Source organism: Pseudomonas sp. NPDC090592 (assembly GCF_044769185.1).
Taxonomy (GTDB): domain Bacteria; phylum Pseudomonadota; class Gammaproteobacteria; order Pseudomonadales; family Pseudomonadaceae; genus Aquipseudomonas.
In genome coordinates, this window is sequence record NZ_JBIVXJ010000010.1 from 201842 (window position 1) to 213058 (window position 11217).

An 11217-nucleotide genomic window follows, 5' to 3' on the forward strand; every position below is an offset into this window, starting at 1 on the left:
AGTAGCGTCATCCCACCAAGCGCATGAGCGTCGCAAAACCAGAAAAAGAATTTTGAAAAATTTTCAGCGCGCCTCGATCGAGACCCACCAAGGCAAGGTGCGCACCACCCGAATGGGCAACGCACGCTCGAGCATCGCCAGGGTGCGATCGGTGTCCAGCAACGGGAATGTACCCACCGCACGCAAGCTGTTCAGCGCGGGGTCGATGCCCAGGTGGCCACGGCGGTAGTCACGCAGGACGTCGACTACCTGGCCCAATGGCATGTCTTCTGCCACCAGCACACCACGGCTCCAGTCCTGGCGCAGGGCTTGTGCAGCCGTCGACGCACCCGCCTGATGCGCGTCGAACACCAGCATTTGCCCGGCGCCCAGCGTGGTTTGCACACCGCTGCCGGAGCAGGTGGCCTGCACGGCACCTTCGAACACACTCAAGGTGGTTGCCAGCCCCTGGTCCCGCACGCTGAAGCGCGTGCCAAGCGGTTGCATGCGCCCCGCGCGCGTGGTGACGGCAAGAGGCCGAGGGTCGTTGCCGGTTTCGATCAGGATTTCGCCGCGATACAGGCGCAGCTGCCGTACGCCCTCATCGAACTGCACATCCAGCGCCGTTTCGCCGTTCAGCCACAGCTGGCTGCCATCTGCAAGTGTCAGCGGGCGCACCTCGCCCAAGCCAGTGCGATAGGTGGCAAACCAGGCGCGCGGCGAGTCCACCCAGCCCCGCTGCCAGCCGCCCCACCCCAACAGCCCGGCAGCACCCGCCACGCAAAAGCTGCCCAGCACGGCCCGGCGCGACTGCTGGCCACGGCGAACGCTGTCGAACACTTGCCGCGCCTGCTCGGCCTGGCCGTCGAGGTTGCCGAAGCGTTGGTTGATGTTTTCCACATAGGACCAGGCCAGGCGATGGCGCGCATCTTCGCTCAGCCAGTCACGCCATTGTGCATTGACGGCGGGGTCGCTCGGCGCTGCGTGCAACCGCGCGAACCAGCCGGCAGCCGCTTGCAGCACGGCATGGTCGAGTTGCGCCCGGCTCACGTCAGCGCGTCGTCCAGGTCCACTTCCAGCAGCAGGCACTGGTACATCGCCTGGGCCAGGTATGTGTTCACGCTGCGTTCGCTTACGCCCAGCTGCTCGGCAATCTCGCGTTGCTTCATGCCTTGCAACTGCGCCATGAAGAATGCCTCGGCCACCCGCTTGGGCATGCGCTCGAACATCGCCTGCAATTGCCCCAGGGTTTCGAGGATGACGGCCTGATGCTCCAGCGACGGCACCAGGTGCTCTGGCTGGGCTGCCAGCACCTCCAGGTAGGCCTGTTCCACTCGCCGCCGCCGCCAGAAGTCCACACAGGCATTGCGCGACATGCGCCCGAGGTAGGCGCGCGCGTGCTCGTGGTCATTGAAGGCACGGGGTTTGGTCAGCAACCGCACGAACACATCCTGCGCCAGCTCCGCCGCATCATGGGCGTTGCCAAGCTTGCGCTGCAGCCACTGGCGGATCCAGCCGTGGTGGGCACGGTAGAGTGCCTCCAGTTCGAAACCAGGGGCTGGAGCACTGGGAGGGGCATTCATGGGGGACGCCATTGTGCTAATAGGAATTATTAGCAATGGTAGCTTGGATGCGTTCCGAGGAGCAATCCGCGCTGTCAGGGTGCTTTCATGGCGTCTCTCGTAGCCTTGATGAGCTCTTTCGCGGCCTCGACGCTGATCGGCAACGGCGCTTGTGAATCATCCTGCTCCGGTTTTGGTCGTTGATGGAAATACCGCAGCAACGCAATAAGCAGTAACGTAGGCACTGTCGATAACGCCACGATGATGGGAATATCGCCCGTCGAGTGAGGTTTGACCGAAGTGAAGAAATACCACATGCCGGCGGAAATGCGCATGTTGCCGAGAAAGACGAAACCAAGCAGTGCTAGATAGAAAATGATCACCAATGCCACTGTGACACTGGTCAGGCGCTTTTCCCACCTGAAACGCCAGGACTCCCGTCTCAGATAGTCACTGACAAGGCCTGCATTGTCGGCTTCGCCAAGGGACAGATCATCGCTTGATTTCGTCATAGAAACCCAATGGCTTTCAGCCTGAACTCCATGGCTGCGGTCGACACACCAAAGGCTTTTGCCAAGCGAGCCAGGTCTGTGACCCTTTGCTCGAGTACAAGGTGCTTGACCAATGCAGCCGGCATCAACAACGCAGCTGCAAACCGGTTGGCCGCAACTTCTTTGGGGTCTCGTGCCCTTGCACTGAACTGCTCGATGGTATCCCGTGGGGCATCCAGATCACCGTGCACGTGATGGCCTAGCTCGTGAGCGATGGTAAAGCGCTGACGGACAGGCGCATCCGTCAAGTTGTAGGTGATCAGCGGTTTTCCATCCCGATAGGAATAGTGGCCGCTCTCGTTTGGCCGCCAGTTGTCCTGATCGAACGGACCAAGCGCCTTGACTTCAATACCCATCGCCAGAGCGATTGCCAGCGGGTCAACAGGCAGCCGACCGTCCCAATGCGCTTGCAGGACGTCGTTTGCAGTACGGTACTCCATTCGGCCTCCTGAGCTTGGTCGGGTTCTTCATCGAAAATGAGGCGCGATTTTGCACAAGTCAAGTGGAAGAGGTCAAATTCAGGTTGACACATGATGTGTCGTTCGTTCCAGGCCTTTCACCGCTGTGCACAGGCTTTATCGCATCCCCACACGCCGACGATAAAGCCATGCCCTTCGCTCAAAGGGCCTTCATCTCGGCAATATCCCGTGCCACCTGATCGGCAGAATGGTCAAACATCGCCTGCTCCTGCGCATCCAGCGGCAACTCGATTACCCGCGCAAGCCCCGCGCCCGCCAATACACAGGGCACGCCCATGGCGATGTCCTTGCGCCCGTACTCCCCTTCCAGAATCGCCACCGCTGGCAAGATACGGTTGCGTTGGTTGGCGATGGCATCCACCATCTGCGCAATGGCCACGCCCGGTGCATCACAGGCGCTGCCCATCTTCTTCAACCCCAGGATCTCGCCGCCGCCTTTGCGCGTGCGCTCGACGATTTGCTCGATCTGGTCACTGGACAGGAAGTGGGACAGCGGCACCGAGCCGATCTGGCAATAACGCATCAATGGCACCATGCTGTCGCCATGCCCGCCCAGCACCAGTGCCGTGATGTCCCGTGCAGAAAACCCGGTTTGCTCGGCGATGAAACACTTCATGCGCGCGGTATCCAGCACCCCCGCCTGCCCGAACACCTTGTCGCGGCCAAGGCCGCTGAGGCTCCAGGCGCGGTAGGTGAGCACGTCGACCGGGTTGGACACCACCAGCACCGTTGCCGCTGGGGCATGGTGTTTGATGTCGGCCATGATGCCATCCAGTATCGGCAGGTTGATGCTCAACACATCCTGGCGCGACTGGCCGGGCTTGCGCGGCACGCCTGCGGTAATCACCACCAGCTCGGAGCCATCCAGCATTTCGGCCTTGGCGCCGCCGTAAACGCGGGTATCCGAGCCGGATTCCACGGCAGCCTGCCACACGTCCAGCGCCTTGCCCTGCGCCAGTTCACCCTGCACGTCCATCAATACCAGCTCACGGCACAGCTCATCCCGGGCGATGATCTGCGCCGCCGCTTCGCCGACCAGGCCGGCACCTATGATTGAAAGTTTGTTCACCTGACACCTCCCAGCGGCGCGCGCCACCAGGAACACGCCTGCGTATACAGAGAAGTATTGCCCGCCGGGGCTAAAAGGCCACTCGAAGCTGATGGCTGACAACAGCGCGCGCCCCTGGAGACGACCACCTGCGCTTGACAGTACCCGGTCACAACCGAAATACTTTGAAACGATTCATATAGATGACCAAATAACAAGGTGAATCGTGCCATGACTACCCCACGCAACAACGTGCATTTGCCGTGTGCGGAACCTCCATCCGCAGGCTTCAGCTCCATTCCTCTCGACGTCGAACAGTTCGCCTTCTAATCCTGAGTGCCGCCAGAGCGCCTGCCCAACCGAGATTCCTTGCATGACTCCTTTAGATATACAGCTGTTGCTGACTGCCTTGGTCAGTGTTCTGGTACTGGTGGCGCTTATCGTGTCGCGCCTGAAGATGCACCCGCTGCTGGCCTTGCTGGTGGTGTCCATCGGCGTTGGCTTTGCAACCCGCATGGAGCCCGGCAGCATCGTCGCCCACCTGATCACCGGCGCCGGCAAGACCCTGGGCGCAGTCGGGGTAGTGATCGCGCTTGGCGCGATGCTGGGTAAAATCCTGGCTGACGCAGGCGTCACCGAGCAGGTCGCTGACGTGATCCTCAAACGCACGTCGGACCGCATGATCCCGTGGGCCATGATGCTGGTTGCCTTCGTCATCGGCATCCCCATGTTCTTCGAAGTGGGCCTGGTGATCATGCTGCCGCTGATCTTCAGCGTGGCGCGCAAGCTGGAAGGCAAGGCACGCTTCAAAGGCTCGGCTTATGTGTATGTAGGTGTGCCGGTAATTTCGGCGCTGGCCGCCATGCACGGCATGGTGCCGCCGCACCCAGGCCCGCTGACCGCCATCGCCGTGCTCAAGACGTCGGTTGGCCCCACCATGCTCTACGGCTTCCTTGCGGCTATCCCGGCAATGGTCCTGGGCGGCCCGCTGTATGGCATGTTCATTTCCAAACGTATGAGCACACGCCCCGACCAGGCGTTGCTCGACCAGTTCACGCTGACTGAAAAAGCCGGCGACCAACCCCGCCCAGGCGTGTTCATCGGCATGCTGGCCGCGCTGCTGCCGGCAATCCTGATGCTGGTGCATGCCGTGGCCGAAATGCTGCTGCCCAAAGGCAATGCACTGCTGGAGCTGGCCAGCTTCCTCGGTAACCCGCTGATCGCCATGCTGCTGGGCGTGCTGTTCGCCGGCGCCAGCCTGGTACTGGCCCGTGGCGGCGACGCCGAACAACTGCGCGATGCGTTGGGCAAAAGCCTCAAGCCTATCGCCTCCATCATCATGATCATCGCCGGTGGCGGCGCCTTCCAGGAGCTGCTGACCAGCGCCAAGGTGGGCGATGCCATTGTGCACCTGACCCAGCAATCGGCCTTCCCGCCCTTGATTTTGGGGTGGCTGATTGCGATGTTGCTCTCGGTGTCTACCGGGTCCGCCACCGTGGGTATCGTTGGCGCTTCCGGTTTGCTGGCACCGCTTGCAGGTGCAGACCCCAGCCTCAACCTGCCGTTGCTGGCCCTGGCCATCGGTTGCGGCTCGTTGTTCTTCAACTATGCCAACCATGCCGGCTTCTGGATGGTGAAGGAGTCGTTTGGCATGAGCATGGGCGAAGCCACCAAGACCATTTCGGTGGTGCAGTCCATCGTGGCGGTAGTCGGTTTGATTGTGGTACTGGTGTTGAATGCAGCTATCACTGTGGGTTAAAGCGGATTAAAACGATAGGGGCGGGTTGCCGGCATGGAAGACCGCCCCATCCGCCAGGCTTCGTGCTGCTGAGGTTCGCACATGCTCATCGCTGCCCTGATCTTCGTGTTCACCCTCACACTGGTCATCTGGCAACCCAAAGGCCTTGGCGTTGGCTGGAGTGCCGCTGCAGGCGCAACCCTGTCGCTGCTCACCGGTGTGGTCAGCCTCAGTGATGTACCAGTGGTATGGCACGTGGTGTGGAATGCCACGGCCACCTTCATCGCGATCATCATCATCAGCCTGTTGCTGGACGAGGCCGGGTTTTTCGCATGGGCAGCCTTGCACATGGCCCGCTGGGGCCGGGGCAACGGCGGGCGCCTGTTCGCGCTGATGGTGCTGCTGGGCGCGGCGGTATCGGCACTGTTCGCCAACGACGGCGCGGCGCTGATCCTCACCCCTATCGTTATCGCAATGCTCACCGCCCTGCGCTTCAGCCCTGCTGCCACACTCGCCTTCGTCATGGCTGCGGGCTTTATCGCCGACACGGCAAGCCTGCCCATGGTGGTGTCCAACCTGGTGAACATCGTCTCTGCCGACTTCTTCGGGGTAGGCTTTGGTGAGTACGCCGCTGTCATGTGGCCAGTGAACCTGGTGAGCGTGGCCGCCACGTTGCTGATGCTGTGGCTGTTCTACCGCAAGGCCATCCCCGCCCAGTACGACCCCGAACAACTGGCCGCCCCCAAGCGGGCCATTCGGGACCAGGCCACATTCCTTGCGGGGTGGTGGGTGCTGGCCCTGTTGTTGGCCGGCCTGTTTGCGCTGGAGCCGCTCGGTGTACCCGTCAGCGTTGTCGCGACGCTGTGTGCCGTCATCCTTCTGGTCATCGCTGGCAAGGGCCACATCATCTCTACGCGCAAGGTCATCAGGCACGCCCCCTGGCACATCGTGGTGTTCTCGCTGGGGATGTACCTGGTGGTATACGGCTTGCGAAACGCAGGCCTTACCGATGCGCTTTCCACACTGTTCAGCTACTTTGCCGGGCAGGGCCTGTGGGCCGCCACGTTGGGCACCGGTTTTACCGCGGCGTTGCTGTCTTCGGTGATGAACAACCTGCCCAGCGTGCTTATCGGTGCGCTTTCAATCCAGGGCAGCAATGCCACGGGCGTGATCCATGACGCGATGGTGTACGCCAACGTGATCGGCTGCGACCTGGGGCCGAAATTCACGCCCATCGGCAGCCTCGCCACCTTGCTGTGGCTGCACGTACTGGCGCAGAAGAACATCCGCATCACCTGGGGTTACTACTTCAAGGTGGGCACCCTGCTTACCCTGCCGATCCTGCTCGCGACCCTGGCCGCCCTGGCCTTGCGCCTGAGCCTGCCCGCCTAGGAGCGAAAGCTTGCAAGCGCGCCGCCGACCCTTTGGGAGATTGCCCATGCGCTCTCGCGCAGAGAACTGATGCCGGACGCACCGCGTACCCTGTGGGAGCGGGCGTGCCCGCGAAGAATCCTACGCGGTGCATGGCACCGGCTGCGCCGGTGTTCGCGGGCTTGCCCGCTCCCACAGGGTCCCTGCTGAATCAGTAAGTGATGTGCAGTTCTATGAGGGCGGGCAAGCCCGTGAAGGGCTGCAAAGCAGCCAGCTCGAGGCCTTCGAGCACGCGCGGCACGTGCAGAAAATGGATCAGCTACTCAGCGACAGAACATACATCGTCGAGCCTGCAGTGGTTTTTACTTTATCTGCTCGAACACAGCGCCAGCTGCCTTGGCTTCGACGTAGCTGGACTCCCCACCACCCTGCCCGCCCGACAACCACCCCCAAACGAAATGCAGCGTAGTGCGCCCAGCTTCATCGACCCCTACCCTGCCGCGTGACCAACCAGCGAGCATTTCGCCGTCGTTGGTGATGCAGTGGTAAAGCAGCTCGATGGTATCCGGCCCGGTTACCCGGCCCACCTGATGGCCGGAACGAATCCGGCCGCCTTGATAGGTGCTGGTGATAGCAGATTCTTCGACCAGATAGTGGAAAACCGTGCCGGTCCCCGACAGGCCTTGGGTGTTGTTGGCGACAGTGAAGCGACGATTATGCAGCCTGTGTTTGACGTGGGCGTATGCGCTTTCCATGGCGGTGTATCCTCAATGTGGCGAGATGCCTGGCGTTACGGACTTCAAGGTTGTATTTCGTGCAGCGAGGCAGCGAAAGCCCCTGACTGGCTAGAAAGCTGTAGGCGAGAGATCCATGCTCATGCTGGTATCAATCGAGATACGGTATTTCTTGGTGGCGCCAGCATCCAGCACAAATGCACGCTCTTTCAGGCCCCCACCGCACAGGGTAGTGGAATTGACCCCGACAATTCGCTCGCCCGGCGCAAGGTAGAACCTTGCACTCTCCCCCGAAGCAATTTCAGCTGATTTCTGGCCGTCAATGTAGAGGATGGTGTTGCAAGCGCTGCCGGTGAAGCCTGAATCGCGAGTGACCACAAGCGTGCCGTAAGGGGTGGATGGTGTTGCTTGAAACGCTAACAGGCGGCTCGCTGGCACAGGGTCTGCCTGAGAGGAAGGAATCGGGGATGTAGCACAGCCGGATAGCAAAGCCACCCCGGCAGCGGCGAGAAAGGCGGTACGCATACGATGATCCATATGTTGCGCAATGGGGCGCTGAAAGTAACACGCCTCAGTGCCTGCACTGAATATCCTTCAGGTCGTATCTTGCGCCCCACGCTGCAAAATCTCGACACGATGCTGCGCACAGTGCTGAAAATTCTGGTGAGAATTTTTCAATCAAACCTAGCCTCATCATGAGCAGCGCTAAAAAATCTCTGAATTCAATTCATTAGCTATCGCTCTATAGCGCCCCCTAAAATGTATCTCAAATAGGCAGTGTAGTTCTGGCTAGCTGAACAACAGCGCTACAAGACGCACTGAAACCATTACGAGATCAGGGTAACAGGCCAAAATGAGCAATGACTTTACATTTGCCATTAAGAGCATTTGTTTCGATGAAAACTATCAACCATCGAACAATACGCGCATAACCACCAACTTCGCTAACTTGGCGAGAGGGGCCAGCCGTCAGGAGAATTTGCGCAACACATTGAACATGATTGATAACCGCTTCAATGCGCTGGCGCACTGGGACAACCCCAAGGCTGACCGCTACTCCGTCGAGCTTGAGATCATTTCTGTAGAAATGAATATTGCGGCAGAGCACAGCGACCATGCTCTACCCTTGATTGAAATCCTGAAAACCACCGTGGTTGACCGCCTGACCAACGAGCGCATTGCCGGAATGGTGGGCAACAACTTCTCATCGTACGTGCGGGATTATGACTTCAGCGTGCTGTTGCTGGGCCATAACAAGGATCGCGCTGAGTTCAGCACACCGGATAACTTTGGCGACCTGCACGGCAAGCTGTTCAAGTCTTTTGTCAGCTCGGACGCTTACAAGGCGCATTTCAACAAGCCGCCTGTAATCTGCCTGAGTGTCTCCAGTGCCAAGACCTATCAGCGCACGGAGAACCAGCATCCGGTGCTCGGTGCTGAATACCAGCAGGATGAATACTCCCTGACAGATGAGTATTTCAAGAAGATGGGCCTGAAGGTGCGTTACTTCATGCCACCGAACAGTGTTGCGCCCCTGGCCTTCTACTTTGCCGGTGACTTGCTGGGTGACTACACCAACCTGGAATTGATCAGCACCATCAGCACGATGGACACGTTCCAGAAAATTTACCGCCCTGAAATCTACAATGCGAACTCCGTAGCCGGAAAGTCCTATCAACCCAGCTTGCAACACCAGGACTATTCGCTGACGCGTATTGTTTATGATCGAGAAGAACGTGGCCGGCTCGCTATTGAGCAAGGGAAGTTTGCCGAAGAGCACTTCATCAAACCTTACCACGCCATTCTTGAGCAGTGGTCTACCCGTTACGCCGCTTGAATCGCCCACGTACAAGGTCTTTTATTGTGAAAAAATTGCTCCCCACGTCGACTGCTGGCAGCTTGCCTAAACCCTCCTGGCTCGCAGAACCTGAAAAACTTTGGTCACCGTGGAAACTGCAAGGTGATGAACTGATCGAAGGCAAGCAAGATGCGCTGCGCTTGTCTTTGCAAGAGCAACAACACGCCGGTATCGACATCGTCAGCGATGGCGAGCAAACACGTCAGCATTTCGTCACGACCTTCATCGAACACCTCGATGGCGTGGACTTTGAAAAACGTGAAACCGTAAGGATTCGCGATCGCTACGATGCCAGCGTGCCAACGGTGGTGGGCGCCGTTGCCCGTCTCAAGCCCGTGTTCGTCGAAGACGCCAAGTTCCTGCGTCAGCAAACCTCGCAACCGATCAAATGGGCACTGCCAGGTCCCATGACCATGATCGACACGCTGTATGACGCGCACTACAAAAGCCGCGAAAAGCTGGCCTGGGAGTTCGCCAAGATCCTCAACCAGGAAGCTCGCGAACTCGAAGCGGCCGGTGTCGACATCATCCAGTTCGACGAACCTGCCTTTAACGTCTTCTTCGACGAAGTGAACGAGTGGGGTGTCGCTACGCTGGAGCGCGCCATCGAAGGCCTCAAGTGCGAAACCGCCGTGCACATCTGCTACGGCTACGGCATCAAGGCCAATACCGACTGGAAAAAGACCTTGGGCTCGGAATGGCGTCAATACGAAGAAGCCTTCCCCAAGCTACAGAAGTCCAGCATTGATATCGTCTCGCTGGAGTGCCACAACTCCCACGTGCCCATGGACCTGATCGAGCTGATCCGTGGCAAGAAAGTAATGGTCGGCGCCATCGATGTGGCCAACCACGCCATCGAAACACCAGAAGAAGTGGCAAACACGCTTCGCAAGGCCCTGCAATTTGTAGACGCCGACAAGCTCTACCCCTGCACCAACTGCGGTATGGCGCCGCTGCCGCGTCACGTGGCAAGAGGCAAGCTCAATGCCCTGAGCGCCGGCGCAGAAATTGTCCGTCAAGAGCTACTGAACAAGCGCTGAGCCTAAAGCAGCGAAGGTTCAGGTGGAGTACAGCCCGAGTGATCGGGCTGGCTCGGCTTACCCCTGCACTTTCGAGCGGTAATCAATACCCAGGACCCACTATGTCACTCCCCAGTACTGCTATCGAGCCGTTGAGCTTCCGCGAAGCGCTTGGGCACTACGCCTCTGGCATCACGGTGATTACAACGCACATCGACGACGAGCCGATTGGCTTTACTTGCCAGTCGTTCTACAGCGTGTCGATGAGCCCACCGCTGGTGTCATTCAGCGTAATGCGCAGCTCGGCCAGCTACCCTAGAATCCGCCAGGCCGGTCGGTTCGCGGTCAACATCCTGTCCGGTGAACAGGTCAATGTCTCCAACCAGTTCGCCCGGCGGGGTACGGACAAGTGGCACGGCGTGGAGTGGCAGCAATCGCCTTTGGGTAATCCGGTCATTGCGGGCAGCTTGTACTGGCTCGATTGCGAAATTCACGCAGAGCACGAAGCGGGCGACCACCTGATCGTGATTGGTGAGGTGAAGGCGTTCAACTTGCAGAAAGCGGCTGATTCGCAGCCATTGCTGTACTTCAAGGGCCAATACCGCAACCTTGCCGAGCTTATTGCGGTTTGAGCGTCCAGGATTGCAGCCTGCTACAAGGCCTTGGGCCAGCCAACCTAAGTGCTGATGAAGCTTCGCCCAATAAGGCCACCCGCTCTCGATACGCCATGCATCAACGCGCCCGGGCCATTTTGAAGTTGATGCTAATGATGACCTGCACGGTCCCTGTAGATACCGTCTTGACCCTCACCCCGCAAGAGGGATTTTGGGGTCAAACGGTATCCCCGACTTCACCACCCCGTAAACCAGGTGCAGCAG

Annotated in this window: 12 protein-coding genes; 5 read left to right on the forward strand and 7 right to left on the reverse strand. The window is 59.4% G+C overall.

Features of this window, described 5'->3' with window-relative positions; all coding sequences use genetic code 11:
- Positions 1–63: 63 nt before the first annotated feature.
- The 5 genes from ACIQUI_RS11775 to ACIQUI_RS11795 all read right to left on the reverse strand — a co-directional run bounded on the left by ACIQUI_RS11775 (position 64) and on the right by ACIQUI_RS11795 (position 3640).
- On the reverse strand, positions 64–1029 hold the full coding sequence (locus tag ACIQUI_RS11775) for a FecR domain-containing protein (RefSeq protein ID WP_403198444.1): 966 nt from the start codon (positions 1027–1029) through the stop codon (positions 64–66).
- The gene (locus ACIQUI_RS11780) at positions 1026–1562 is read right to left on the reverse strand and encodes a sigma-70 family RNA polymerase sigma factor (protein WP_403198447.1); all 537 of its coding nucleotides are present in this window, start codon (positions 1560–1562) and stop codon (positions 1026–1028) included. The genes ACIQUI_RS11775 and ACIQUI_RS11780 overlap by 4 nt, the downstream gene beginning before the upstream one ends.
- Positions 1563–1636: 74 nt before the next feature.
- Entirely contained in the window at positions 1637–2053 is a 417-nt protein-coding gene (locus tag ACIQUI_RS11785) for a hypothetical protein (RefSeq protein WP_403198448.1), read from the reverse strand.
- Positions 2050–2532 (reverse strand): ImmA/IrrE family metallo-endopeptidase, encoded by a 483-nt coding sequence (locus ACIQUI_RS11790; RefSeq protein ID WP_403198451.1) that lies wholly within the window; start codon positions 2530–2532, stop codon positions 2050–2052. The genes ACIQUI_RS11785 and ACIQUI_RS11790 overlap by 4 nt, the downstream gene beginning before the upstream one ends.
- Before the next feature lie 178 nt (positions 2533–2710).
- Positions 2711–3640 (reverse strand): malate dehydrogenase, encoded by a 930-nt coding sequence (locus ACIQUI_RS11795; RefSeq protein ID WP_403198454.1) that lies wholly within the window; start codon positions 3638–3640, stop codon positions 2711–2713.
- Positions 3641–3992: 352 nt separating this feature from the next.
- Here ACIQUI_RS11795 and ACIQUI_RS11800 point away from each other — a divergent pair, with 352 nt between their 5' ends.
- Together ACIQUI_RS11800 and ACIQUI_RS11805 are read left to right on the forward strand one after the other, a co-directional pair.
- On the forward strand, positions 3993–5378 hold the full coding sequence (locus tag ACIQUI_RS11800; protein WP_403198456.1) for a GntP family permease: 1386 nt from the start codon (positions 3993–3995) through the stop codon (positions 5376–5378).
- A gap of 81 nt (positions 5379–5459) precedes the next feature.
- Positions 5460–6749, forward strand: a complete 1290-nt coding sequence (locus tag ACIQUI_RS11805) for an arsenic transporter (protein WP_403198458.1) — start codon at positions 5460–5462, stop codon at positions 6747–6749.
- Positions 6750–7090: 341 nt separating this feature from the next.
- Here the strand turns inward: ACIQUI_RS11805 and ACIQUI_RS11810 are convergent, their stop codons facing one another.
- Together ACIQUI_RS11810 and ACIQUI_RS11815 are read right to left on the reverse strand one after the other, a co-directional pair.
- A complete protein-coding gene (locus ACIQUI_RS11810) occupies positions 7091–7483 on the reverse strand; it encodes a hypothetical protein (protein WP_403198460.1) in 393 nt (130 codons plus the stop codon).
- Positions 7484–7573: 90 nt separating this feature from the next.
- Complete coding sequence (locus ACIQUI_RS11815; protein WP_403198462.1) at positions 7574–7987, reverse strand: hypothetical protein; 414 nt, start codon at positions 7985–7987, stop codon at positions 7574–7576.
- Between the two features lie 328 nt (positions 7988–8315).
- On the opposite strand from ACIQUI_RS11815, the gene ACIQUI_RS11820 reads away from it, so the two are divergent.
- From ACIQUI_RS11820 to ACIQUI_RS11830, 3 genes are all read left to right on the forward strand, one after another.
- Positions 8316–9299, forward strand: a complete 984-nt coding sequence (locus ACIQUI_RS11820) for a DUF1852 domain-containing protein (protein ID WP_403198465.1) — start codon at positions 8316–8318, stop codon at positions 9297–9299.
- Positions 9300–9325: 26 nt separating this feature from the next.
- Positions 9326–10360, forward strand: a complete 1035-nt coding sequence (locus ACIQUI_RS11825; RefSeq protein WP_403198467.1) for a methionine synthase — start codon at positions 9326–9328, stop codon at positions 10358–10360.
- Between the two features lie 101 nt (positions 10361–10461).
- Complete coding sequence (locus ACIQUI_RS11830; protein ID WP_391132331.1) at positions 10462–10971, forward strand: flavin reductase; 510 nt, start codon at positions 10462–10464, stop codon at positions 10969–10971.
- Positions 10972–11217 lie beyond the last annotated feature (246 nt).

Excerpts from the sequence above, each read along its gene's own strand:
- ACIQUI_RS11815 (WP_403198462.1), bottom strand. The coding sequence starts at position 7,987 with ATGCGTACCGCCTTTCTCGCCGCTGCCGGGGTGGCTTTGCTATCCGGC.
- ACIQUI_RS11805 (WP_403198458.1), top strand. The coding sequence starts at position 5,460 with ATGCTCATCGCTGCCCTGATCTTCGTGTTCACCCTCACACTGGTCATC.
- ACIQUI_RS11790 (WP_403198451.1), bottom strand. The coding sequence starts at position 2,532 with ATGGAGTACCGTACTGCAAACGACGTCCTGCAAGCGCATTGGGACGGT.
- ACIQUI_RS11830 (WP_391132331.1), top strand. The coding sequence starts at position 10,462 with ATGTCACTCCCCAGTACTGCTATCGAGCCGTTGAGCTTCCGCGAAGCG.
- ACIQUI_RS11780 (WP_403198447.1), bottom strand. The coding sequence starts at position 1,562 with ATGAATGCCCCTCCCAGTGCTCCAGCCCCTGGTTTCGAACTGGAGGCA.
- ACIQUI_RS11810 (WP_403198460.1), bottom strand. The coding sequence starts at position 7,483 with ATGGAAAGCGCATACGCCCACGTCAAACACAGGCTGCATAATCGTCGC.
- ACIQUI_RS11785 (WP_403198448.1), bottom strand. The coding sequence starts at position 2,053 with ATGACGAAATCAAGCGATGATCTGTCCCTTGGCGAAGCCGACAATGCA.
- ACIQUI_RS11800 (WP_403198456.1), top strand. The coding sequence starts at position 3,993 with ATGACTCCTTTAGATATACAGCTGTTGCTGACTGCCTTGGTCAGTGTT.
- ACIQUI_RS11820 (WP_403198465.1), top strand. The coding sequence starts at position 8,316 with ATGAGCAATGACTTTACATTTGCCATTAAGAGCATTTGTTTCGATGAA.